Genomic DNA, 24,384 nt, shown 5'->3' with positions numbered 1-24,384 from the left:
GGTTTTATTTAGAAGCTTTTCGCATTTGGCTTATTATAGCCGTAACGCTCAAAGAACTCTTCTCGGAAATCACCAAGACGATCCTCCCGGATGGCTTGTCTGACCTGCTCCATTAAGTGTAACAGAAAATGAAGGTTATGGTAAGTTGTTAATCGAATTCCAAACGTTTCATTACAGCGGATCAAATGTCTGATGTAAGCGCGGGAGTAATTTTTGCATGTATGGCAGCTGCACTCTTCGTCAATCGGACGGAAATCACGCTCATATTTGGCGTTTTTCATATTCAGACGCCCTTCATTCGTAAACACCGTGCCGTTTCGGGCAATCCGGGTCGGCAGTACGCAGTCAAACATATCCACGCCGCGGATGGCGCCGTCAATTAAGGCATCCGGTGAACCCACACCCATTAAATATCTCGGCTTGTCCTTCGGTAAAAGCGGAGTTGTAAACTCAAGCACTCGGTTCATGACGTGCTTCGGCTCGCCGACAGATAATCCGCCTATGGCATACCCCGGAAAATCAAGCGAAACCAAGTCTTTTGCACTTTGTGTCCGCAGGTCTTCGTATTCTCCGCCTTGTACGATTCCGAACAGACCCTGCTCATCTGAGCGCCCGTGCGCCTCCAGGCAGCGTTCCGCCCAGCGGCTGGTCCGTTCCACAGAGCGTTTCATGTAATCATACTCTGCCGGATACGGCGGACACTCATCAAACGCCATCATGATATCAGAGCCGAGGGCGTTTTGAATTTCCATCGCTTTTTCCGGAGATAAAAACAGCTTGTCTCCGTTTAAGTGATTGCGGAAATGAACGCCTTCTTCTTCTATATTACGAAACTTGCTCAATGAAAAGACCTGAAAACCGCCGGAATCTGTTAAAATCGCGCGGTCCCAGTTCATAAACTTATGAAGCCCGCCCGCTTCTTTTACAATATCGTGTCCCGGACGGAGCCATAAATGGTACGTATTGCTTAAAATAATGCCCGCATCCATAGATTTCAGCTCATCCGGAGACATCGTCTTTACCGTAGCAAGCGTGCCGACCGGCATAAATACAGGCGTCTCAAAGGAGCCGTGGGGCGTATGAACTCTGCCCAGCCGCGCTCCCGTTTGTTTGCATTCCTTTATAAATTCATAACGTATCGGTTGTTCAGCCACTTTGTATGAGGCCTCCTGTCATTCAAATTAGATAATCAGCATGGCGTCGCCAAAGCTGAAGAAACGGTATTCCTCTTCTACCGCATGACGGTAGGCGGAAAGAACATGCTCTCTGCCGGCAAGCGCAGAAACGAGCATGATAAGGGAAGATTTCGGCAGATGAAAATTGGTGATCATGCCGTCAATCGCTTTAAATTCATATCCCGGATAAATGAAGATGGACGTCCAGCCGCTTGAAGCGGTAAATACGCCGTCATGCTCGCCGGCAATGGTTTCCAGGGTGCGCGTTGATGTCGTCCCGACCGACACGATGCGCCCTCCCGCCTTTCTGACCTCGTTTAAAGAGGCGGCGGTTTCTTCCGTCATTTCATAAAATTCCGCGTGCATGTTATGCTCTTCCACATCATCCGCACTGACTGGGCGGAATGTGCCGAGTCCCACATGAAGTGTGATAAATTCAATCCGCACACCCTTTTGCTTCAGCTCGTCCAGAATCTCTTCCGTAAAATGAAGTCCGGCCGTCGGAGCTGCGGCAGATCCGATTTCTTTTGAAAAGACGGTCTGATACCGTTCTTTATCATCAAGCTGCTCTTTAATATAAGGAGGCAGCGGCATTTCACCGAGTGATTCAAGCACTTCGTAAAAAATCCCGTCATACCGGAATTCTATTTTTCTGCCTCCGTGATCAAGCTCCTCCGTGCAGACCGCTGTCAGCCGGCCGTCGCCAAATGTCAGGACCGTTCCTTTTTTTACGCGTTTCGCCGGCTTTACGAGCGTTTCCCATGTATCATTTTCTTCCTGTTTTAATAACAGAAGCTCCACTTTCGCTCCCGTATCTTCTTTTGTGCCGAATAATCTTGCAGGCAGCACACGGGTATTGTTCAAGACGAGACAATCCCCTTCATTAAAAAAGCTTACAATCTCTTTAAATGAACTGTCCGTCAGCCCGCCCGTCTGTTTGTCGAGCACCATCAGCCGCGATGCGTCACGCTCTTTCAGCGGCACTTGGGCAATGAGGCGTTCAGGCAGTTCAAAATCAAATAAATCGACTTTCATCATTTCACCTTTATTCTGTCTATTGTTATTTCATTCTGCCGAAAAAATTAAGCAGAATGGATAGTATTACACTGATCACAATACAAGTGACAACGGGAAAGAAAAATGTAACATTTCCCTTCTTAACGAAAATATCTCCGGGCAGCCTTCCGACAAAGTGCCAGACTGCGCCGGCAATAAGCAAAACGGCACCGAGAACCATGAGAACCTTCGGAAAGTCAGTCACGGGCGGGCGCCTCCAATCGAAAATGTTCATACACAGCCGGAGTCACGACCCGTCCCCTCGGCGTCCTCTGGAGAAATCCGATCTGCAGCAGATACGGTTCGTACACATCCTCTATTGTATGCGGTTCTTCGCCGATTGTCGCGGAAATCGTATCAAGGCCGACGGGACCGCCGCTGAATTTTTCGATCATGCCCATCAGCAGCTTATGGTCGATATGGTCAAGGCCGAGCGCATCGACTTGAAGACGTTCGAGCGCGTCGTGAGCGATTTCTTCCGTGATGCGGCTGTCGCCGAGCACCTGGGCAAAATCTCTCACCCTTCTGAGAAGCCGATTTGCAACCCGCGGCGTTCCCCTTGACCGTCTGGCGATCTCCAGAGCCGGAGCTTCTTCGATATCCACTTCAAAAACGTCAGCCGTTCTTGACACGATATCTGTCAGCTCTTCCTGCGTATAGTATTCAAGGCGCGACAGCACCCCGAACCGGTCTCTGAGCGGTGCGGTCAATAATCCGACCCTTGTCGTCGCTCCTACAAGCGTAAAAGGGGGAAGGTCGAGACGGACGGAGCGGGCGGACGGGCCTTTTCCAATGACGATATCAAGGCAGAAATCCTCCATCGCCGGGTACAGCACTTCCTCAATCGAGCGGTTCAGCCTGTGAATTTCGTCTATAAACAGCACATCCCCTGGTTCGAGCGCCGTCAAAATGGCTGCCAAATCTCCCGGTCTTTCGATGGCGGGACCTGACGTCGTCCGCATCTCCACACCCATCTCATTGGCCACGATAGACGCAAGCGTTGTTTTCCCAAGACCCGGAGGCCCGTATAAAAGAACGTGGTCCAGCGTTTCCTGCCTCATTTTCGCCGCATCGATAAACACGCGCAGATTTTCTTTCACCTTCTTTTGGCCGATATACTGGGCGAGATTCTGCGGCCTGAGGCTTTGCTCGATTATTGATTCATGGCTGTCTGCTTCACTTGAAACGAGCCGTTCATCCATGAACATCACCTTACTTTAATAATTTTTGCAATGCTTTTTTCACATATTGATCTGTTGAAAGCGCCGTTTCCTCTTTTAAGTGAGGAAGCACTTTTTTAATTTCTTTTTCGGCGTAGCCGAGAACCCTAAGCGCTTCAAGCGCCTCGTCAAGCGCCGTTTCAGCCTCTTGTTTTTCAATGCGCGCTTCATGATTGAACAGGTTGTCAATCATTTCAGGCACGACGTCGGCCAGTTTGCCTTTCAAATCAAGAATAATCTGCCGCGCCGTTTTTTTGCCTACACCCGGAAATTTCACCAAAAAGGCTTCATCTTCCTGTTCGATCGCTTCGATGACGGCTCCGGGGTCACCGGAACCGAGGATGGCGAGGGCCCCTTTCGGCCCGATGCCGGTGACGTTCAGCAGCTTTGTGAAAAGCGCTTTTTCTTCCCGGGTTGAAAAACCGTACAAAGAAAAGGCGTCTTCTTTTATATGATGATACGTAAAAATGGTCTCTTGATTGCTTACCTTATAAATAAACGGATTCGGAGTGAAGACCTGATAGCCGATTCCGCCGTTTTCAATCACGATGTATTGGGGAGATACATAATCAATCGTCCCCTTCACGAATTCAATCACACCTATTCACCTCTTTGACTGCTTATCATTGTAACACAAAAACAGCCAAAGTCTTATAGAAAAGTTAACGTATGTTCGCTTTGACACCTTCCATTCAGAAAAAAAAGACATGTGTCACATGTCTTGCGTCAAAGTCAGCCGCTGTAAGTCTTAATATGATCGATCACGCTCTCAAACTCCGCTTTTGTCCTGTACGGTATGCCGTGTTCCAAGTGCTTTTGCAATCGGCTTTCCAGCCTTTCTATATCAATCTGGAAGAAAGATTGAATCGGCTCGGCCAGCGATCCGGGACGGCCGTGAAAAGTGGAGATGACGCCTCCGTCCGTGACGCCGATATAACCGTTAACCTTACTGAGCGGAGAAATGTCATCAACATGCTTACGGAAAAGGACGAAGCCTTTTTTCTGCTCAACGAGCGTCCAGCCCGCATATGCGGCCCAAAAATCCTCCATCGCCAAAACGGTTTCATCCGTATGTTCGATGCCGACATCACCGTCCAGATAGACCTTTTCCAGCTGGACGTGCACCCGAAGCGGCCCGTAATGCTCAACCTCCGCCCCGTATGCGCCTTTTCCTCCGCAAATCAGGACTGCAGCCGATAAGATAAGCATAAACAATAGACGAGCACCGCAAATTCGTTTCACCAATAACACCTCTTTATTCAATCAAACTCTTGATGCTAGTTTGACCAAAGATGCCGGTGCTTAACCGTTTTCTTTCATTTGTCTGTTTCAGCCGAAAAAAAGCAGCCTCTATATGAGGGCTGCCCCGATGATTATGCCCGGCCGGCTGAAATCAGTTTCATCTGTCCGGGCGTCAGTTTGAGCCGGTATCCCCTTACGGTCAGATACACAGTTTTTGCTCCGCGGCTTTTGTCATGCTCCGTTTTTTTCATTCCGGCCCCTCCGTTACGTTTTATTACTTTTATGTTACCACCGCAACATAAAGAGCGTTTTAAGAATATGTAAAGAAATGATGAAGCTTTATCCATAAAAATACTGCCGGATGAAATCATCCGGCAGTCCCGTTTAACGGCTGTTTCTGTTCATGTCTTGCAGCTTTGTAAAAGTAGCGTTGTCGGTAAACACTTGAATTGTACGGCCGTCCGCAAATTTTTTGGCCGCATGTTTGACATGTTTATCATCATTTTTCGTAAAAGGATGATTTGTTCTGACGGCAATGACGACTCTCGTGTCAGTCACGATGACCTGACTATCCTGTACGCCTTTTACTTTTTTCACGCGGTTTGCAACTTTTGCCGCCAGCCTGATGTTTTCGGCGTTGTCATACCCATTATAAGACATTGCTGCCGGCGGCGTATTGACATTTCGGCCGTTATATGTGCCGTCCGTCGTTAACGGAACCCCGTCATTAGGCGCATACTGGTCGGACACGTTTGTCGTATTATGACGGCCGTTTCGGTTTTCCATCATTTCAGAAACGGGTCCTTGATGGTCCATTCCGTACTGGCGTCTGCCGTTATCATTATCATTCGAATAATATCCGACCGGACGTGTTGACTGATTGTAGCGTCCGTCATTCATGGCATTATTTGCTCCGCATGCCGTTAAGCTTGCCGTCACGGCTAAAACGCCTGCGATCGTCATCAGTTTTTTACCCAATGGAAAAACCCCCCGTGGATTCATCGCTGTTTGAGCGTTTTCCGCTCATGTTTAGGATGTGCGGCCGACGGCGGGTTTAAGCTTGTCAGTTATGTCCATTCCTCAGTTGGACATAAAAAAAGGAACGACATACATCGTCCCGAAACATTAATCTTCTTCTTCCTCCGGCCGTCCGAATACTTGATTTGGACTCGGCTGATTCGGCGCGGCATTAGGATTTGCTCCGCCGTAAGGCATAAAATATCCGGCGTTTGCACCCACATTCGGATACGGCTGCACAGGCATATTTGCGTGATGGTGATGTGAACCGTGGTGATGATGGTGGTGGTGATGTGAATCATGGCAGCCGCAATCATCATCCTTATATTTTCCATCATGATGAGGCGCGTTTGCGTAATGTGACGAATATCCGCCGTAATACGGCATTTGACCGTACGGAGCACCGCCGAAACCGGATGCAGAACCATCATAATGCTCTGCATTTTCATGGGCCTGGTTTTCATATTCACCGTAACCCGCTTGCGGCCCAAATCCCGGATGATGGAATCCGTGATGATGGAATCCGTACGGTAACGGCATCGGCATTACCGGAAAGCCTCCATAACCTCCTCCAAAACCGCCGAAACCCCCGCCTACCGGGAAGCACGGATGGCATAGTCCCGAACCCGGCAGCATCGGTGTCACCGGAACCGGACAAGGACAAGGCATGCACGGCATCGGGTAATGCATAAAAGGCGGTTCAACGGCCGGCATATTCGGAAACGGGACATTCGGAATGTTTGGCATGTTCGGCAGATGATAAGCGGCGTTTTCTTCTTCCATCTTACCGGCTTCAGGCGCCTTCGGCATATTCGGGTAATTCGCGTTTTCCATGTTGATCATTTCCTCCTGTTGTGGAATGTTATTGTCATGCTCTTTTTCTTTCGGCTCGACAAAATGTGTCACCGGTTCCTCCGGCTTAGGAGGCGACCACGGCTGAAACAGCTGATTGGACGGATAATATTGGTTCATATCAGCTTCCGGCAGCACATTTTCATGCTTTTCAGGGATTGGCGGCACATACGGAATTGACGGCTTCGGTTCTTCCGGTATGGTGTCTTCAATGTCCACAACTGATTTCGGTTTTTCTTTGGCATATGGATGCTCATGCTTATGCGCAGACGTTCCGAAGCCGGCCTTGGGCTCTTTTCTGACCGGAACGGCTTCTGAAGGCACCTTTATCTTCATTCCAGGCATAATTAAGTCTGGATTGCTAAGCTGATGATTCAGTTTTTTTAACTCTTCAAGATCAACTCCGTATTTTTCAGCTATTTTCCAGAGCGAATCGCCTTTTTGAACGATATGAATTTTCAACGTTTTCCCCTCCTATGCACAAAACGTGAACGGTACATTTGTCATTACAATACGTTTCTTCACACTATATGCCGGTGGACTGGGCATGATGATAAAAAATTTGGGAAGGAGGGGAAATTTTTATGATTACGTATGACTCAGCATTCTGTTCAAAGCACGAAGCGCTTCTGTCCGAACCGCTTCCGGAACTTTAATGACACCCTTCGGCTCGCCTTTTTCAAGCTGCTCAAGCGACCACAATAAATGCGGCAGGTCGATTCTGTTCATTGTCAGACACGGACACATATCGGGATTCAATGATTCAATCTGTTTATCCGGGTGCGAGTGAATGAGGCGCTGAACAAGATTCATTTCCGTGCCGATCGCCCACTTGCTTCCCGGTTCTGCCTGTTCAATCGTATCAATAATATATTTGGTAGACCCGCTGTCGTCACTGAGCGAGACCACTTCCCGCGAACATTCCGGATGAACGATAATGCGGATGCCGGAATCCCGCTGCCGCAGCTGAGAAATATTTTCCGCTGTAAACTTTTCGTGTACGGAGCAATGCCCTTTCCAAAGGATGACTTTAATGTTTTCCGGATGGTCAGTAAGCAATCGGTTCTGCCCCGGGTCCCATACAGCCATTTCTGTCAGCGGAATGCCGAGGTCATAGGCCGTATTTCTGCCTAAATGCTGATCCGGCAAAAATAAAATTCTTTCTTTTTGTTTAAAAGCCCATTTCAGCACACTCCGGGCATTCGAAGAGGTGACGGTCGCTCCTCCGTGCCGTCCGACGAATGCTTTAATTTCCGCCGTCGAGTTAACATATGTTAACGGAATGATGGTGTTACCGTACAGTTCTTGAAGCTCTTGCCATGCTTTGTCCGTCTGCTGAATATCTGCCATATCAGCCATCGAGCATCCGGCGCGCATGTCGGGCAAAATGACGGTTTGGTTATCATCAGTCAGCATATCAGCGGTTTCCGCCATAAAATGCACGCCGCAAAACACAATATATTCCGCCTCTTTATTTTTTTCCGCCACTTGAGCAAGCTGCAGGGAGTCACCTGCCGTATCGGCGAATTGTATCACTTCGTCTTTTTGATAGTGATGCCCCGGAATGAACAGGCGCTTTCCGAAAGCCCGTTTAATGGCGGCGACACGCTTTTCCATTTCTCCGGTGCTCATGTCTTTATAATGGCTCGGCATCATTTCGGCTGATGCAGTTAACACGTCAAAAATAGACATCTTATAAATCCCCCTGTTCCGCAGCCTCAACATCCATGCTGATGTCGGCGCTTTTTACTGAATGAGTCAGAAATCCGAGTGAAATATATTGGACGCCCGTCCCTTTATAAGCGGGCAATGTATCGAGCGTTATGCCTCCGGATGCTTCCGTTTTGATATGACCCGGTGTCATGCCTGCAAAACGCCGGACGGACTCAGGCGGACAGTTGTCAAACATAATAATGTCTGCGCCCGCTTCTATTGCCTCGAGCAGCTGCTGTTCGGATTCGATTTCGACTTCCACCGCAAGCATCTGCCCCGCTGTTTTTCTTGCCCGCTCCACGGCTGCCTTTATCGATCCGCAGGCGGCAATATGATTATCTTTAATCATGATGCCGTCATATAAGCCGAAGCGATGATTAAAACCGCCTCCGATGCGCACAGCGTATTTTTCCAGCATTCTGAGCCCGGGTGTCGTTTTTCTCGTATCACAAAGCTTGATGGACGGATCATCAAGACGCCTTTTGGCCTCATCCGTCATGGTCGCAATGCCTGACATTCTTTGTATGAGATTCAGAATGACCCGCTCCCCCGTAAGAAGAGCTGCCGCCCGGCCTTCCATTTCAGCGAGCACGTCTCCTCTTTTCATCCGTTCTCCGTCTTTTTTCAGGGAGCGGATGCGGATATCATCGTGTAAAAGCTTCCATCCTTCACGGATAACGTCTTCTCCGGCAAACACGCCGTCTGTTTTTGCGATGATCCGCGCTTTACATTGCTGATCAGAAAAAATCGCTTGTGACGTCGCATCACCCGTTCCGATATCTTCCTGAAAAAAATGAGTCAGCATTTGTTTCAGCTGCAGAATGTCCATAGTTCCCCAATCCTTTCGTTTTTTCTGATAACTGTTCCAGATGTTGAATGAATGATTTGTTTTCCGTGCCACTCTTTCCCCGTCCCGGGAAAATCAGTGCGAAAATGAGCGCCTCTGCTTTCTTCCCGAATAAGGGCTGAGGTCACAACAAATTGCGCAGTCTTCCATAGGCAGGATAGCTCGGCTTGTTCCATTGTGATATCCTTCACATTTATATGACGCACAGATACGTTGTTAAGCCAGGATGCCAGCGCCTGCAGGTTTTCTTTTTCCCTGACGATGCCCGCTCCGGTTGTCATTTTGGCTTGAAGCACATGAAGCGTTGTGTCCGGCACTTGTAAGATGACATCAGTTTTCTTCGGGGTTTTTTTATATCTTCCGTTTAACGGTGTTTGAATGATATGTTCAGCACATCGTTGCCCGCTTGCCAGCGCTTCCAGCAGTGAGTTGCTCGCAAGGCGGTTCGCCCCGTGCAAGCCTGTGCAGGCGGTCTCGCCTATGGCGTACAAATCAGGCACGGACGTTTTCCCCCATGTATCGGCTTTTACTCCGCCCATTAAAAAATGCATTCCGGGTGCTATGGGGATCCCGCTTTCAAGATCAACGCCAGCTGTTTGACAAATTTCTGTTATGGTCGGAAAACGTTTGTTAAAATCGGCTATTCGGCTGCAATTTATAAAAACAGGATTTTCTTTCATCATTTCTTCATAAATCGCCCGTGAAACCACATCCCGGGGCGCCAAATCTTCAAGCGCGTGTCTGTCAGCCATGATCCTGCGCCCGAAGCGATCCGCTAAATATCCGCCTTCTCCTCTCACTGCTTCAGAAATCAGACCGTACACAGTCCCGTTTTTCACAAGGAGGGTCGGGTGGAACTGGGTGAACTCCATATCCGTGATCTCAGCTCCCGCGCGGAAGGCAAGAGCGATGCCGTCTCCCGTTATGGCGGAATCATTTGTGTGATATTGGTACAGACTGCCGCAGCCGCCTGAAGCAAGCACTACACAATCCGCCCTTCTGTAAGAAACGGCGCCTGAAGCATCCTTTACGGCAACGCCTGCGCATCGCCCGTGTTCAATCAGCAGATCAACAACCGTCTCGTGTTCAATGATCCGAATGCCGTCCCTCAACTGCTGAACCAGAAACTCAACCAGCATCCGTCCGGTCGCATCTCCCCCGGCGTGCAGAATCCTCCTTTTGGAATGAGCGCCTTCCCTGCCGAGACAAAAGGTTCCATCCGACTTCGTATCAAAAGGGAAATGGCCTTCTATCAGCCTGTTTATCATGCTCTGTCCGCTTTTCAGCAAATGCCGCACGGCTGTCACGTCATTGTGTCCGCATCCCGCATACAGTGTATCGTTCACATGGGATTCTATAGAGTCATCTTTTGCGTATGACACAGCAATCCCGCCTTGAGCATAATGCGAATTGCTGTTCGTTACGTTTCTCTTTGTAATGACGGTCACTTGGTATGACGGAGGAAATGAGGAAGCACAGGCAAGGGCCGCCGTCCCCGAACCAATGACGATAATTGTTTTTTCAGACATACATCACCCTCCTGTTATATTTACACCTGTCTTGACACCTATATTTACACAACGATAAAATAAACTCAAGCTTTTTTTAACATAAACGGATAGGAGACGGGCTGTATGATTTATCTTGATTACGCGGCGGGAACGCCTTTAAGCAAAGAAGCCGCGAAAGTCTTTCAGCATCTCAGCACAGAGGTATACGGCAATGCAAGCAGCCTTCATGACGCCGGAGGAAGAGCGGCGGACGTGCTGGAATATTGCAGACATTCTGCAGGAAAATTGATCGGCGGAGCGGCAGACGGCATTTACTTTACAAGCGGCGGAACGGAAGCGAACATCTTGGCCGTCCAATCGTTGCTGCACGGTCTGCCCGACCACAAAAAACATTTTATTACGACCGCAATGGAACACCACTCGATCCATAATGCCGCGGCGTTTTTAGCTGACCGGGGAATTGATGTCACCATCATATATCCCGACGAAAACGGCCTTATAACCGAGGACATACTGGCGGCTCATATCCGACCTGACACGGGGCTCGTTTCCATACAGCACGCCAATTCAGAAACCGGCCTCATCCAGCCTGTGAATCGTCTGGCCGCTTTTCTTCACCAGAGAAACATTTTGCTGCATTGCGATTGTGTCCAAAGTTTCGGCAAACTGCCGATTGATGCGGATCAGGCGGGAATCGACGCCCTTTCCGTCTCCGGTCATAAAGTATACGGCCCGAAAGGCACCGGGGCTGTTTACATTCGGCCCGGTGTCAGCTGGAATCCGGTTTATCCGCATACCGTGCATGAAAACGGGTTCAGGCCCGGTACGGTGAATGTGCCGGCCATCGGCGCTTTTACCGCTGCTGCGGAGCATGCAGTGAAACATATGGAGGAACACCGTGAGCATGCTGACAGGCTGAGGAATTATTTGTATGATCAAATTCGGCGTCAAGGCCTTCCCATTTCATTTTCAGAGGAAGAAACCGGCGGTGAATGCCTGCCCCACATTGTCGGGTGTTTTTTTCACTCCTTTGAAGGACAATATATTATGTTAGAATGTAATCGTAACGATATTTGCATCTCAACCGGGAGCGCATGTTCCGCCGGCAGCCACGGCCCTTCTTCAGCTATGAAGGCGCTGAGAAAAACCGAACGGGAAGCGCGGCAGTTTTTCCGGATCTCATTCGGAAACGAAACAACATGTGAACAGCTCGATATGCTGATACATACATTTACGGCGCTATGGGAGCAAAAGAAAGGAGAATCAGCAATTTGACAGAAGGAACGAAGCTTACTGGGGCGAAAAGACGCGACATGCTGCTTCATTGGCTGAAAGAAGCCGGCTCGCCATTAACAGGAGGCGAATTGGCCAAAAAAGCAAATGTTTCAAGACAGGTGATCGTGCAGGACATATCGCTCTTGAAAGCAAAAAGCGAACCGATTATCGCGACGAGCCAAGGCTATTTATACATCAGCATGAATGCCCGCGGCGAAAAAAACGCCGAACGGATTATCGCCTGCCTGCACGGCCCGGAGCGGACGGAAGAAGAGCTTGAACTCATTGTCGATGAAGGCGTCACCATAAAGGACGTCATTATTGAACACCCCGTATACGGCGATTTAACCGCCGCCATAAGAGTCAGCACACGGAAAGAAGTCAAACAATTCATGGATCACATTAACTCGACAAATGCCGCTTACCTTTCACAGCTGACCGGAGGCGTGCATCTCCATACGTTAAGCGCCCCGACAAAAGAGCGGATTGACCAAGCCTGCCAAGCGCTGGACGACGCGGGTATTTTAATAAAAGATTAAAAAAAAAGCCCCCTGAAGGGCTTTTTTTATATCGAATAGGATTGATATGTTCCCAGAAGCTTGACCCGGCAGCCGAGGGCTTCCATCTCTTGAACGGCACCGGGAATGAGAACCTGATCCATCGCCTGTTCAATATCAATAATAAAGAAATAGTTGCCGAGACCCGTTTTTGTCGGGCGCGATTCGATCTTTGATAAATTCAGGTTTCTCCATGAAAAAGCGGACAGCACCCTGTGCAGCGCGCCTGATTGGTCATCTTGGGGAAGCGTTACCATCATCGTCGTTTTCGGCCGTGAAGACAGTTTCGCATTCACTTCGAATGAGACGTCTTTTTCAGGCGAAAGAATGACAAATCTCGTGTGGTTGTCCTGATAATCCTGAATATCCCGCTTCACGATGCTCAATCCGTATGTAGCGGCCGCCATTTCATTTGCAATCACGCCGATCGGAAGGTCCGAATGCTCACTGACATACTTGGCCGCCGCACCTGTTGACTTCGCATACTCATAAGGAACGGACGAAAAATGCCGGTGAAGAAATTTGTGGCATTGCGCAATCGCATGGGAATGAGAATAAATTTTCTCAAGCTTTTTCCACTCATTTTCTCTCGAAGGGTGAACGAGCAGATGCTGGTGAATCGGCAGCGTCATTTCCCCCACGATCGCAAGAGGCTGCTCATGAATCAAGTAGTCAATCGTTAAGTTAACCGAGCCCTCCAGCGCGTTTTCCAAAGGAACAAATGCAAGATCAACTTCTCCCGCAACCGCCGCATCCATGCATGCCGGTATTGTTTGATAAGGTGCTTGTGTCACGCTGTTTTGAAAGCAGGAACTGACTGCTAGATGTGTAAATGTGGCTTCTGGCCCTAAATAACCGACTTTCATGTCTCTTCTCTCCTTACGCGCCTGACCCTAAGATCTCAACTTTTTCTATAAAATCAAATTTTCTCAGTTTATTCATTAACGTATGAATGTTTTCTTCCATTGCGGACGTACTGATTGAGAGCGTGACATTCGCCCTGCCCTGAAGCGGAATCGTCTGGTGAATGGAAAGCACGTTGCTTCCTGAGTCAGCCACCGCCTGCAAAAGCTGGGATAACGCGCCTGACCGATCCTCCAAATGAAAGAAAAGTGTGATTATTTGTTCTTTAACCATCGTGTAAAAAGGGAAAACCGCATCTCGGTATTTATAAAAAGCGCTTCTGCTTAAATCAACTTTCTGCACGGCATCTGCAACCGATTCAGCCTTTTTTCTGTCCAGCAGTTTTTTGACTTCAAGGGTTTTCCGCATCGCATCAGGCAGAACGTCTTCACGCACTAAATAAAATGTCTCTTCTTTCACCTGCACCCCTCCCTTTTACATCAGAGAGCCTGCATTGCAAGCTCTCCGTCTTTTTAATCAATAAATTCAAATTCAAATTCCAGCAGCCGGATGATATCGCCGTCTTTAGCACCGCGTTCTCTGAGCGCTTCATCAACGCCCATACCGCGCATCTGTCTTGCAAAACGCTTGACGGATTCGTCACGGGAGAAGTCAGTCATTTTAAAGAGACGTTCCAGACTGTCACCTGAAAGCACAAACGCGCCGTCCGGATCACGGGTAATGTCAAATGGAATTTCTTCATCTTCCATCGTGTACATTACGCGGTTTTCCGCCAGTTCTTCTTCATCATACAGCGGGAATTCAGGCGTTGTTTCCAGCTGGTTGGCGACTTCAAACAGAAGATCGCGGAGCCCTTCTCTCGTCACCGCGCTGATCGGGAAGACAGGATGGTCATCCTGAAGCTTTTCTTTAAACGCTTTAAGATTTTCAGCCGCTTCGGGCATGTCCATTTTATTCGCAACGATAATTTGCGGACGCTCCGTCAGCCGCAGATTATATTCACTGAGCTCCTGATTAATGGTCACATAATCCTCATACGGATCACGGCCTTCCATCGCTGACATGTCAATAACGTGAACGATGACGCGCGTCCGTTCGATATGGCGGAGAAATTGGTGGCCTAAGCCGACTCCTTCGTGCGCTCCTTCAATCAAACCGGGCAGATCCGCCATGACGAAGCTTCTTCCGTCATCCGTTTCCACCATGCCCAGATTCGGAACAAGCGTTGTAAAATGATAATCGGCGATTTTCGGCTTTGCCGATGAAACGACAGACAGAAGCGTAGATTTTCCGACGCTCGGGAAGCCGACGAGACCTACGTCTGCAAGCACTTTCAGTTCAAGCACGATATAGCGCTCTTTTCCGGGCTCTCCGTGCTCTGACAGCTGCGGTGCCGGGTTGGCCGGTGTCGCAAAGCGGGTATTTCCGCGTCCGCCGCGTCCGCCTTTTGCGATGACGGCGCGCTGCCCGTGCTCAGTCAGATCGGCAATGACCTGTTTTGTATCGTCATCCGTTACGACTGTGCCGGGCGGAACTTTAACAACCATATCGTCCGCATTTCTGCCGTGCTGGTTTTTAGACATGCCGTGCTCGCCGCGTATCGCTTTGAAATGGCGCTGGTACCGGAAGTCCATAAGCGTGCGCAGTCCTTCATCAACCTCAAAAACGACGTCGCCTCCATTACCTCCGTCACCGCCGGCAGGCCCGCCTTTCGGCACATATTTTTCACGGCGGAACGCAACCATTCCGTTACCGCCGTCGCCGCCTTTTACATATACTTTCACCTGATCTACAAACATAATATCCTCCGTTCTAAACCGTAAAAAACCGCTAGTTCATTCCAATTTCGGCCACACATTCATGGCCGGTCAGCTCAAATTGCATGACATCAAAGTCCTCATACCGCGATTTGCGAAATTCATCAAACACATCTGCATTTGCAATCGTTCCATGAAAATCGAGATATACAATAAGCTGTCTGTCAGGGTGATCCGTCTGCAGCGATACGGTCAGATGATTTTCACTTTCATTGCTTACCGCCAGACCGAACAGATGAAACAGTTTTCTCATCAGGTTCGACAGCTTTTGATCATATGCCGATAAATCTTTAATTTCTCCGAGCACTTCGTATTCGAGCCTCATATAACGGGACTTCCAATTAAATGTCAGAAAGTCAAACGCCAAGTGCGGGGTTTTCAGGTTTGAGAGCTTTGACTCGTGCTTTGCATCTATGACCATTTCGTCGATTATTTCAACGACCCTGTCATACTTCTGCAAACTTAAGTTTCCTTTTATCAGCTGCAGCTTATTCATCCAATCATGACGGAAATGGCCCATTAATTGGATCAGTTCATTGATCAGAGCCGCATCGCTTACAGGTTCTTCTTGTTTCTTCGATACATCCTTCATTTTCGCACTCCCAATCGTTTAATTTCTTTTTAGGAGTCTTGATAAGTGTGTACTATGAATTATAACAGAGAAGGCTTTGTTAAAAAAACACTTGTTTTTCCTGGTTCATCATGTTCCTTTTTCGGATCGCATACAATGCGGATGCCAGGCAGAAACATTTTTGGTATCACTGCTTGGGGAACATATCCAGTGGGTATGAGAAGCTGATGTCCTCATTCAAGGCGGGGTTCACTCACGCATCCTCTGCTTTTCATTCTTGATGTTACTCCGCTTACTGCAAAAAAAACTCCAGTCAACGACCGGAGTTTTTTGTGTCATTATTGAGCTACAGGATATACGCTCACTTTTTTGCGGTCACGGCCGAAACGTTCGAATTTAACAGTTCCGTCGATTTTAGCAAAAAGAGTGTCATCTCCTCCGCGGCCCACGTTTTCACCTGGGTAGATTTTCGTTCCGCGTTGACGGTAAAGGATAGATCCGCCTGTTACGAATTGACCGTCTGCACGTTTAGCGCCTAAACGTTTAGATTCAGAGTCACGTCCGTTCTTTGTAGAACCTACACCTTTTTTAGAAGCGAAAAACTGAAGATCTAATCTAAGCATGTAACTCACCTCCTATATTTGGTTTGCAGTCAACCGTAAGTGTTCACTGTAATCCCGCTCGATCGTTTCAAGAGAAACAATCATGCCTTCAATCAGCAGCTGCGCTTTTTGCAAAGCTTCCTGATCAGCGGCTTCAGGGAATTCAAAGTAGAAATAACCCCCGTCCTCGCCTATATCAAGAATCGGTTCGAGAGGAGCCAGCGCGATAACCGCATTGACCGCTCCGAAAACGACAGCCGTGACCCCGGCGCAAACGAGATCTCGTCCATGTTCAGCAAAATCGGCATGTCCCGTCATTTCAAAGGACAAAATGCCCCCGTCATCCCGGGATCTTCGAATTGTTGCCTCAATCATGCTTACGCGTTGATTTTTTCGATTGTCAATTTAGTATAAGGCTGACGATGACCTTGTTTTTTATGAACATTTTTCTTTGGCTTGTAACGGAAAACAGTGATTTTTTTCGCACGGCCTTGTTTTTCAACTTTAGCTGTAACTGTCGCGCCTGCAACTGTTGGGTTGCCGACTTTCACGCTGTCTCCGCCAACAAACAATACGTCTTCAAACGTCACTGTTTCACCTGCTTCAGCAGCAAGTTTTTCGATGTAAACAGTTTGACCTTCTTCAACTTTGATTTGTTTTCCGCCTGTTTTAATGATTGCGTACATTCTCTGCACCTCCTATTAGACTAAGACTCGCCAGCAACAGGGGGCTTTAAAGCTCTTATCACCTGTCCCGAGCGGTTGTAGCATTGGTGCTACATCCATAACATTAAAAAATATATCAGAACCAAAAGGATATGTCAATCTATTTCTAGTAAGGCAGCAGCAGGTCTTCCATAGAGGAATCTGTCCGTTTATCGGCAAAATACGCATGAAGCACTTCATTTTCATCGAGCTGGCTGAGCTTTTCTCCGGCTTTTTCAATGATAATGGGGTGCTTGCATCCCCGTTTGAATTCGGCCATGACATGCTTTACTTTGGCATCGGCCGCGACCGTCAAAGGATGCAGCATGGCGACATCGCGGTTTTTGCCGTAGTATCTCTCCAAAAGAAACCTCAGCTGAATATAATGCCGCTTCCGGTATTCATCCCATAAAGAAGCGGCGAGAAAGACGAACAGCACCCATGCGCTGACCTGAAGGGGGACGGCCAGCACAATCCAGCAGCAGAGCAAAAGAGCGGAAACGGCCGATGTCTGCAGGCTGAGGAGATGCGCTTTTTGAAAAGCCATTTGTTTAGAGAAGTATAAAAACACGAACTTTCCGCCGTCAAGCGGCCAGATCGGCAAAAGATTGATGAAAAGAATGGAGAGATTATAAAAGGTAAACATCTCAAATGTCTGCTCACTTGCAAAGCCTGACATGAAAAAGAGCCAGGCTGCCGCCTGAAGCCACACATGCTGAAGCGGGCCCGCCAAAATGACCGCGAATTCCTCTTTTAGCGGCCGGTTTCCGTGCTCCTCCACCTCAACCGTCCCGCCGAAAGGGAGCAGAAAGATGCGTTTAATGCGCCACGAAAAAAACACAGCCAGAGCAGCATGCCCCAGCTCATGAACGGATACGACCAGCAAAAGACACAGCAGCGCTTTGATGTGCCCCGTCATAAGACCGAGCCCCATAATAATCCAAAGAAAAGGATGGACATGAATTTTAAAAAGGAGGATGAGCCATTTATTCATCAAAAGTGATCACCTGGATCGGATCTATGAATTTATCGCCATCCTGGATCGCGAAATAGTACTGGCCTTTACTTTTATCGTTGAGCTTGATCGAACCGATCTTTTTCCCTTTATCGACAAAGTCGTACAATGAAACGTTAACATCTTTCAGCCGGCCGTAAATGCTGCTTGTATTGTCGGCGTGCTGCACCTTCACCGTCAGCCCTGTTTTTTTATCTTTGCTCACTTCCATAATGTAGCCTTCTTTTACGCTGTCAATGGCTTCACTGGCGGTTTCGACGACGACGCCCTCTCCGTTATTTTGAAAGTCCTGCTGGATTTTCCCCGCGGCAGGAACGGCCATATCCTGACTGACCGCCACCTGACCGTCCTTCTTTTTCGTTCCCGGCGTAAGAAAAGCGAGCGGGTTTCCGAAGGAAGATACGAACCAATTGCTTACGGCAGCAAACTGAAATTCTTTTTGAAAGGTTTGTGCGATTGCCGGTTTGATCTGACTCAGCGGCTGTTTGTCAGTTTTATAGGCAATAGCGGAGATCAGTACGAGACAGGCGGCCAGCAGGCATTTTAAAATAATAGAATGAGCGCTGATCAATGGATGCCGCCCGTTAAATTCGGGCGGGTGTTCCGTTTGATATTCGTAGTCCGGAAGAAGCTTGTGCTTTTCCTGCTCCTTGACCGTCTGCCACGCGGGAAAATTCTGCGTTTGAGCGTTTTGAACGAAAGTCCGTTTTGATTCAGGCCGCTGTTTTCTTCTTTTGGCCAGTCTTTTTCTAATTTCATCAGCTCTGTGACTCATCGCCATCATCCTTTGCAATCGTTGGGTTTGTACATCCTATGTCTTGTCCATTGCAAATATGCGCTCTTAAAAAACAAAAAAGACCTGATAAGCTGGGCTTCATCAGATCTTTGTATTCTGGTATATATTATGAACGCACGCCGAAAAATGACTTGATTTTCGCCATCATCCCTTTTTGCTGCTCTTCAAGCACCTGCAAAGGAACGGATTCTCCTAAAATGCGCCGGGCGATATTGCGGTACGCAATGCTGGCGCGGTTTTTGGAATTCATGGCAATCGGTTCGCCGATATTTGAAGCCCTGATCACTTCATCATCGTCAGCAACGATTCCGAGGAGATCAATAGACAGATGATGAACAACTTCATCCACATCCATCGTGTCACCGTTTTTCACCAGGTGATTTCTGATGCGGTTCACGATAAGGCGCGGCGGTTCGATATCTTCCTGCTCCAAAAGTCCGATAATGCGGTCAGCGTCCCGCACCGCTGATATTTCCGGCGTCGTCACAACAATCGCCTTATCAGCTCCGGAGACGGCATTTTTATAGCCTTGTTCAATTCCGGCCGGACAATCAATAATGACATAATCAAATTCCTGCTTAAGCTCCTGCACAAGCAATTTGATCTGCTCAGGGACAACAGCCGTCTTGTCGCTTGTCTGGGCAGCCGGCATTAAATGTAGCAGATCATCAAAACGTTTGTCTTTGACAAGCGCCTGATGCGTCTTGCATCTGCCTTCAATTACATCTACTAAGTCGTAAATAATTCTGTTTTCAAGACCCATTACGACATCAAGGTTGCGCAGTCCGATATCTGTGTCTACCAAACAGACGCGCTTCCCTAAAATGGCTAAGGCGGTACCGAGGTTTGCAGATGTTGTTGTTTTACCTACTCCGCCTTTTCCCGAAGTTATTACGATAGCCTCACCCAATTTCACATTCCTCCCTCAAGCCTTGTTAGATCAGGTCTTAAATGAGCCAATTGCTGAAGGCGTTCAATGACCATATTTCCGTCAGTATCTAAATAAGCACATTCCATGTCGTTCCCTTTTTGAATGTGGTCTGGGGAGCGATTTAACACGTGATTGATCCTCAATTGTGTCGGCATCATTTCGGATGCGGCGATCACAGCCCGGTTATTTCCGTTATAACCCGCGTGGGCAATCCCTTTTAATGAACCGAGAACAAATATATTTCCTCCGGCTCTGATCGTACCGCCGGGATTCACATCTCCGATTAAAAGCAAATCTCCCGTCACGTGAAGCACCTGGCCCGAACGGACGATTTTGGAAACCGAAACAATTTCCTGCTCCTCTTTCATCCGCTGCGCTTCTTCTTTGGCGATGACTTCACTGTCAATTGAATGCACGACTAAATCTTTCTTTGACGCGATCAGATCAGTCAGCTGCTCTGCCTGTTCCTGATACAGATACCGATGCCCGAGTTTAATATGAACACTGATTTTTTGGCCTTTGCCATCAGTATATTGTTCAATCGACAGCATGTTTTGAAGACCATCGAGGAGCTCATCAAAAGAACACGCATCATCCAGATGCAATGTTAAGCCGTTTTTTGTTCCTTTTATTGTTACATATTGCTGCTTTTTGGTCTTCATCAATGTTCACCTCAACAACATACTCTTTTCGTCAAAAAAAGATAAAATCCTTTTTACTCATCTCTTAATTCTTTCTTCAGACTTATATAAAACAGCCTGAAGGGCAGGACTAATATAACGGCTCCCGCAATATTCAGCAAAGCGGTCGGCAAGAACCGCTGAATGACAAAATCGTTAAACGTCATAGTGCCGCTGCGGATTAACGTCTGAATGCCGTAGACGTAAAATTCAAGCACACATACGCTCAGCACCGCGACCAGAATGACCATCAGGGCGTTTGTCTGCAGCACTTTAAACGCTTTGGCCGCCAGATAGCATAATCCGGCAAAACCAAACATATAAACGCCTAAAACACCCGTATAATTGATGTCATAAAGAAATCCGAAAATGAAACCGTAGATCACCGCATGCTTTTGGTTGATATAAGCCGACATAAAAATCAGCGCAAGCAAAAGAAAATGCGGAACGACCTGCTGCTCGACGGAAACGAAAGGAAAACGCACCAGATCGGTATAGATGCTTTCCGCACAAAAGACCAAAATCATAATCAAAGGGAGAAGGAAACGTTTCACGATCCTTCCTCCCCTGTTGCTACGCTTCGGTTCACGACGATGACATGGTCAAGATCGTACAAGTCGGCAGCCGGTTTCACGTAAGCGATTTTCGTCAGGCCGTAAGCATCTGATTCTACATCGGTCACTTCGCCGACCGTCAGCCCTTGAGGAAATACGCCGCCCGTTCCGGAGGTCTCCACGAGGTCGCCTTTCTTCACTTCACGTTTTTCATCCGGTTCAAGGATGGTCATTTTCAGGGTCTGTTTCTTTTTATCATACCCTTCAATTAAACCGTAGCCTTTGCTTCCCTTTTTGCCGGAGATTTTGGTGGCCACTCTGTTATTGCGGTCAACATCGCTCAGCAGCTGAACGGCGGATGTGAAACTGTTGAGTCCGCTGCTTTTGATCTTCCCGACCAGCGCACCCTTTTCGTTCGTGACAGCCATGTCTTTGGCCACTTTATGCTTCGTTCCCTTATTGATCATGATCTGCTTGTACCATTGATCAGGGTTTCTCGCGATAACGGTCGCTAAAATCGGATCATAGTCGGAAATTGATTTGACATGCCCGAGTTCATCACGCAGCTTCTTGTTTTCATCTTTGAGTTCTTGGAGCTTCGCTTCATATTGTGTCTGTCCGTCCAGCTTTTGTCTTAAGCGTTCGTTTTCTTTGTACGTGTTTTTCAGGTCTTTTATGTCCCCGAAGAACCCTGCAAAATATTCGGCAGGCGTGTGAAAAATGTTTTGAAATACTCCCGTCGTATCACCGATCAGCTTTTCAGGCCAGGTGGTATTACGGCCGTTCTTCAGCGAGAATCCAATCATAGCCACCAATATGATAATACACAGAAGTAATAGCATTAACCGTTTGTTCGGCATCGTGATACACCTCTTCTATTTAACTCCTGATTATCTTGTTTTTCCTTTGAAAAGATGGATGTGCTCCAGTGCTTTTCCAGTGCCGATCGCAACACAATCCAGCGGATCTTCAGCGATAAGAACAGGCATTTTCGTTTCGTCGCTGATGACTTTGTCGAGATTGCGGAGCAGGGCGCCTCCCCCTGTTAATACAATACCTCTGTCCATAATGTCAGCGGCCAGCTCAGGCGGTGTTTTTTCAAGCGTGCTCTTCACCGCATCAACGATTGAGAGAACTGTATCACGCAGTGCATTTGCAATTTCCGTTCCCGTGATTTCGATCGTTTTCGGCAGACCTGTCAGAAGATCGCGGCCGCGGATTTCCATTGACGCATTTTCTTCACCGGTTTCGGCTGAACCGATTTCCATTTTAATGGCTTCCGCCGTACGGTCACCGATCATCAGATTATATGTTTTTCTGATATAGCTGATGATTGAGTCGTCCATTTCGTCACCGGCTACGCGGATGGACTGGGACGTGACAATGCCGCCTAAAGAAATGATCGCCACTTCAGTTGTTCCGCCGCCGATATCAACGACCATGCTGCCCGTCGGCTCCCATACCGGAAGATTCGCGCCGATTGCGGCCGCAAACGGTTCTTCAATCGGATAAGCGTCACGTGCGCCCGCTTGTCTTGTCGCGTCGATGACCGCCCGTTCTTCAACGGCCGTAATACCTGACGGCACACACACCATAACGTACGGCTTTCTCGCAAACAATCCTTTATTTTTCACAGCCTGATTAATGTAGTATTTCATCATTGTCGCAGTTGTTTCATAGTCAGCGATAACGCCGTCTTTCATCGGACGGAGCGCAACCACGTTGCCCGGAGTTCTTCCGATCATGTTTTTCGCATCGTTACCGACCGCAACGATTGACTTCGTATCCGTTTGCAGAGCAACGACAGACGGCTCTCTCACTACGATTCCTTTACCTTTAACAAACACAAGCGTATTCGCGGTTCCCAAATCTATACCAAGGTCTCTTGTACCAATTCCGAACATATGTATGTATCTTCCTTTCTTAAAGCAAAAATACCCTAAAGGGAAAAACTCATAAAATCTATTATATCTTAAATCAACGAAAAAAAAAGTGTTACAAATATCCTTTTTCCTTTAAACTCACAAATTTTTTATCACCAATGACCAAATGATCCAGCAGCTCGATGCCGATTAAATTTCCGCACTCAAAAAGCCGCCTGGTTACCTCTATATCTTCCCTGCTCGGTGTAGGATCTCCTGAAGGATGATTATGAACGCAAATGAAGGACGCGGCGGATCGTTTGAAAGCTTCTTTAAACACCTCCCGCGGGTGGACAATAGATGAATTCAGACTTCCGATAAAAACGGTGCGTTTATGAATGACTTGATTTTTGGTATTTAAATATAAACAGACAAAATGCTCCTGGGATAAAAAGCGCATATCCTCCATCACATACTTCGCCCCGTCTTCCGGAGAGCGGATGACGCAATGCTCCCCGGCGGATGTCTTATGAATGCGGCTCCCCAGCTCAATTGCGGCAAGAATCTGAACGGCTTTCACCGTGCCGATTCCCGGAATGCTGGAAAGCTCCTGGGCAGAGGCGCCTTTTAACAGGCGCAGCCCGTCAAACGTCCGCAGCAGCCGGTGAGCGAGGTTCATGACGGACTCATGTTTCGTTCCCGTCCGCAGCAGGATGGCGAGCAATTCATTGTTAGAGAGATGTTCGGCTCCGAAGTGCAGAAGCCGCTCTCTCGGTTTTTCTTTTTCGGGGAAATCTCTTAATTTTAACGGCAGATCACGGATGATCAACCCCTCCTTGTTCCCCTTCCCGGTTTGAACATCAAGCTTTTATATTAAATTCTTTCAAGGCTCTCATTGTTTTAGCGACAGGAAGCCCGACGACAGAATAAAAATCACCGTCTATTTTTTTCACTAAAAGCGCGCCTTTTCCTTGGATGCCGTATGCACCTGCTTTATCCATCGGTTCTTTTGTTTCAATGTAGAGCTGTATGTCGTCTTCACTGAGCGGCCAAAACGTCACTTCCGTCGTGTCACAGAATGTTTCTTTCCGGTCATGCGTCTGAATGCTGACCGCCGTAATGACTTGATGGCTTCGGCCGGAAAGCCTCCGCAGCATCTGTGCCGCTTCTTCCCTGTCACGCGGTTTGCCGAGGCACTCGCCGTCTATGCACACCATCGTGTCAGCCCCGATAACGACTGCATCGGGATTTTCGGCCAATACAGCACCGGCTTTTTGCTCGGCCAAACATTGGACGTTTTCTTCCGGCGAAAGGTTTCGATTTAATTTTTCTTCTGTGCGGCTCGCAATAATGCTGTAAGGAATCTGAAGAAGATTAAGGAGTTCTTTTCTTCGCGGAGATTGTGATGCGAGTATTAAGCGTTTTGTCATGGTTGTCATCCTTTCAGGGTTTGCTTAAGAAAAAAAGATACTTGTCTATCCTACCAAATCAAACGGGCAACCACAATTTCAGAAAAATAACTT

30 protein-coding genes and 1 other annotated feature are annotated in these 24,384 nt (G+C 48.0%); of the genes, 2 read left to right on the top strand and 28 right to left on the bottom strand.

Annotated elements, in window-relative coordinates; translation table 11 throughout:
• Positions 1-8: 8 nt before the first annotated feature.
• The 12 genes from tgt to nadB form a co-directional block, all read right to left on the bottom strand.
• Entirely contained in the window at positions 9-1,154 is a 1,146-nt protein-coding gene (gene tgt / locus ACWJJ4_RS06670) for a tRNA guanosine(34) transglycosylase Tgt (RefSeq protein WP_007408186.1), read from the bottom strand.
• A 27-nt stretch (positions 1,155-1,181) separates the two neighbouring features.
• On the bottom strand, positions 1,182-2,210 hold the full coding sequence (gene queA / locus ACWJJ4_RS06665) for a tRNA preQ1(34) S-adenosylmethionine ribosyltransferase-isomerase QueA (RefSeq protein ID WP_003152692.1): 1,029 nt from the start codon (positions 2,208-2,210) through the stop codon (positions 1,182-1,184).
• Positions 2,211-2,235: 25 nt separating this feature from the next.
• Complete coding sequence (locus tag ACWJJ4_RS06660; protein ID WP_003152687.1) at positions 2,236-2,436, bottom strand: DUF2905 domain-containing protein; 201 nt, start codon at positions 2,434-2,436, stop codon at positions 2,236-2,238.
• Positions 2,429-3,433 carry a Holliday junction branch migration DNA helicase RuvB gene (ruvB, locus tag ACWJJ4_RS06655; protein WP_003152685.1) on the bottom strand — a complete coding sequence of 335 codons (1,005 nt, stop codon included), beginning with the start codon at positions 3,431-3,433 and terminating at the stop codon, positions 2,429-2,431. Before ruvB ends, ACWJJ4_RS06660 begins: the two co-directional genes overlap by 8 nt.
• A 10-nt stretch (positions 3,434-3,443) precedes the next feature.
• The gene (gene ruvA, locus ACWJJ4_RS06650) at positions 3,444-4,049 is read right to left on the bottom strand and encodes a Holliday junction branch migration protein RuvA (RefSeq protein ID WP_003152683.1); all 606 of its coding nucleotides are present in this window, start codon (positions 4,047-4,049) and stop codon (positions 3,444-3,446) included.
• Between the two features lie 134 nt (positions 4,050-4,183).
• Entirely contained in the window at positions 4,184-4,693 is a 510-nt protein-coding gene (locus ACWJJ4_RS06645; protein ID WP_012118093.1) for an intercompartmental signaling factor BofC, read from the bottom strand.
• A 131-nt stretch (positions 4,694-4,824) separates the two neighbouring features.
• The gene (locus tag ACWJJ4_RS06640; protein ID WP_007612850.1) at positions 4,825-4,944 is read right to left on the bottom strand and encodes a hypothetical protein; all 120 of its coding nucleotides are present in this window, start codon (positions 4,942-4,944) and stop codon (positions 4,825-4,827) included.
• Between the two features lie 133 nt (positions 4,945-5,077).
• Complete coding sequence (locus ACWJJ4_RS06635; RefSeq protein WP_069013531.1) at positions 5,078-5,671, bottom strand: YhcN/YlaJ family sporulation lipoprotein; 594 nt, start codon at positions 5,669-5,671, stop codon at positions 5,078-5,080.
• A 147-nt stretch (positions 5,672-5,818) separates the two neighbouring features.
• Entirely contained in the window at positions 5,819-7,024 is a 1,206-nt protein-coding gene (gene safA, locus ACWJJ4_RS06630) for a SafA/ExsA family spore coat assembly protein (RefSeq protein ID WP_060674717.1), read from the bottom strand.
• Positions 7,025-7,150: 126 nt separating this feature from the next.
• Positions 7,151-8,254 (bottom strand): quinolinate synthase NadA, encoded by a 1,104-nt coding sequence (nadA, locus tag ACWJJ4_RS06625; protein ID WP_025649684.1) that lies wholly within the window; start codon positions 8,252-8,254, stop codon positions 7,151-7,153.
• A gap of 1 nt (position 8,255) precedes the next feature.
• Positions 8,256-9,104 carry a carboxylating nicotinate-nucleotide diphosphorylase gene (gene nadC, locus ACWJJ4_RS06620; RefSeq protein ID WP_094247694.1) on the bottom strand — a complete coding sequence of 283 codons (849 nt, stop codon included), beginning with the start codon at positions 9,102-9,104 and terminating at the stop codon, positions 8,256-8,258.
• A complete protein-coding gene (gene nadB / locus ACWJJ4_RS06615; protein WP_146277251.1) occupies positions 9,086-10,651 on the bottom strand; it encodes an L-aspartate oxidase in 1,566 nt (521 codons plus the stop codon). The genes nadC and nadB overlap by 19 nt, the downstream gene beginning before the upstream one ends.
• Before the next feature lie 105 nt (positions 10,652-10,756).
• Here nadB and ACWJJ4_RS06610 point away from each other — a divergent pair, with 105 nt between their 5' ends.
• Together ACWJJ4_RS06610 and ACWJJ4_RS06605 are read left to right on the top strand one after the other, a co-directional pair.
• Positions 10,757-11,908 carry an IscS subfamily cysteine desulfurase gene (locus ACWJJ4_RS06610; RefSeq protein WP_146277253.1) on the top strand — a complete coding sequence of 384 codons (1,152 nt, stop codon included), beginning with the start codon at positions 10,757-10,759 and terminating at the stop codon, positions 11,906-11,908.
• Positions 11,905-12,447 (top strand): 3H domain-containing protein, encoded by a 543-nt coding sequence (locus ACWJJ4_RS06605; protein WP_454021518.1) that lies wholly within the window; start codon positions 11,905-11,907, stop codon positions 12,445-12,447. The genes ACWJJ4_RS06610 and ACWJJ4_RS06605 overlap by 4 nt, the downstream gene beginning before the upstream one ends.
• Positions 12,448-12,473: 26 nt before the next feature.
• On the opposite strand, the gene pheA is transcribed toward ACWJJ4_RS06605, so the two are convergent.
• The 16 genes from pheA to ACWJJ4_RS06525 form a co-directional block, all read right to left on the bottom strand.
• Positions 12,474-13,331, bottom strand: a complete 858-nt coding sequence (gene pheA / locus ACWJJ4_RS06600; protein ID WP_003152668.1) for a prephenate dehydratase — start codon at positions 13,329-13,331, stop codon at positions 12,474-12,476.
• A gap of 13 nt (positions 13,332-13,344) precedes the next feature.
• Entirely contained in the window at positions 13,345-13,788 is a 444-nt protein-coding gene (gene thrR / locus ACWJJ4_RS06595) for a transcriptional regulator ThrR (protein ID WP_007408173.1), read from the bottom strand.
• A 53-nt stretch (positions 13,789-13,841) separates the two neighbouring features.
• Complete coding sequence (gene obgE, locus ACWJJ4_RS06590; RefSeq protein ID WP_003152665.1) at positions 13,842-15,128, bottom strand: GTPase ObgE; 1,287 nt, start codon at positions 15,126-15,128, stop codon at positions 13,842-13,844.
• A gap of 31 nt (positions 15,129-15,159) precedes the next feature.
• Positions 15,160-15,738 (bottom strand): sporulation initiation phosphotransferase B, encoded by a 579-nt coding sequence (locus ACWJJ4_RS06585; RefSeq protein ID WP_003152664.1) that lies wholly within the window; start codon positions 15,736-15,738, stop codon positions 15,160-15,162.
• 317 nt (positions 15,739-16,055) lie between these two features.
• Positions 16,056-16,340 carry a 50S ribosomal protein L27 gene (gene rpmA / locus ACWJJ4_RS06580; RefSeq protein WP_003152662.1) on the bottom strand — a complete coding sequence of 95 codons (285 nt, stop codon included), beginning with the start codon at positions 16,338-16,340 and terminating at the stop codon, positions 16,056-16,058.
• A gap of 12 nt (positions 16,341-16,352) precedes the next feature.
• Positions 16,353-16,694 carry a ribosomal-processing cysteine protease Prp gene (locus tag ACWJJ4_RS06575; RefSeq protein ID WP_060674727.1) on the bottom strand — a complete coding sequence of 114 codons (342 nt, stop codon included), beginning with the start codon at positions 16,692-16,694 and terminating at the stop codon, positions 16,353-16,355.
• A gap of 2 nt (positions 16,695-16,696) precedes the next feature.
• Positions 16,697-17,005 carry a 50S ribosomal protein L21 gene (gene rplU, locus ACWJJ4_RS06570; protein WP_003152660.1) on the bottom strand — a complete coding sequence of 103 codons (309 nt, stop codon included), beginning with the start codon at positions 17,003-17,005 and terminating at the stop codon, positions 16,697-16,699.
• Positions 17,006-17,018: 13 nt separating this feature from the next.
• Positions 17,019-17,092 (bottom strand) — a sequence feature (ribosomal protein L21 leader region).
• A 58-nt stretch (positions 17,093-17,150) separates the two neighbouring features.
• Positions 17,151-18,017, bottom strand: a complete 867-nt coding sequence (locus ACWJJ4_RS06565) for a M50 family metallopeptidase (protein ID WP_003152659.1) — start codon at positions 18,015-18,017, stop codon at positions 17,151-17,153.
• Positions 18,010-18,813, bottom strand: a complete 804-nt coding sequence (locus ACWJJ4_RS06560; protein ID WP_007408168.1) for a M23 family metallopeptidase — start codon at positions 18,811-18,813, stop codon at positions 18,010-18,012. The genes ACWJJ4_RS06565 and ACWJJ4_RS06560 overlap by 8 nt, the downstream gene beginning before the upstream one ends.
• A gap of 127 nt (positions 18,814-18,940) precedes the next feature.
• Entirely contained in the window at positions 18,941-19,744 is an 804-nt protein-coding gene (minD, locus tag ACWJJ4_RS06555) for a septum site-determining protein MinD (protein ID WP_060674730.1), read from the bottom strand.
• Between the two features lie 2 nt (positions 19,745-19,746).
• The gene (gene minC, locus ACWJJ4_RS06550) at positions 19,747-20,427 is read right to left on the bottom strand and encodes a septum site-determining protein MinC (RefSeq protein ID WP_003152653.1); all 681 of its coding nucleotides are present in this window, start codon (positions 20,425-20,427) and stop codon (positions 19,747-19,749) included.
• 53 nt (positions 20,428-20,480) lie between these two features.
• Positions 20,481-20,999, bottom strand: coding sequence for a rod shape-determining protein MreD (gene mreD / locus ACWJJ4_RS06545; protein ID WP_003152650.1), 519 nt, complete (start codon positions 20,997-20,999; stop codon positions 20,481-20,483).
• Positions 20,996-21,859, bottom strand: a complete 864-nt coding sequence (gene mreC, locus ACWJJ4_RS06540) for a rod shape-determining protein MreC (protein ID WP_003152649.1) — start codon at positions 21,857-21,859, stop codon at positions 20,996-20,998. The genes mreD and mreC overlap by 4 nt, the downstream gene beginning before the upstream one ends.
• Positions 21,860-21,889: 30 nt before the next feature.
• The gene (gene mreB, locus ACWJJ4_RS06535) at positions 21,890-22,903 is read right to left on the bottom strand and encodes a cell shape-determining protein MreB (protein ID WP_003152647.1); all 1,014 of its coding nucleotides are present in this window, start codon (positions 22,901-22,903) and stop codon (positions 21,890-21,892) included.
• A gap of 91 nt (positions 22,904-22,994) precedes the next feature.
• Positions 22,995-23,690, bottom strand: a complete 696-nt coding sequence (gene radC, locus ACWJJ4_RS06530) for a RadC family protein (RefSeq protein ID WP_007408165.1) — start codon at positions 23,688-23,690, stop codon at positions 22,995-22,997.
• A gap of 31 nt (positions 23,691-23,721) precedes the next feature.
• On the bottom strand, positions 23,722-24,291 hold the full coding sequence (locus tag ACWJJ4_RS06525; protein WP_070082167.1) for a Maf family protein: 570 nt from the start codon (positions 24,289-24,291) through the stop codon (positions 23,722-23,724).
• Positions 24,292-24,384 lie beyond the last annotated feature (93 nt).

The organism is Bacillus sp. JK62, from assembly GCF_053663455.1.
This window is presented reverse-complemented; position numbering and strand designations above follow the sequence as displayed.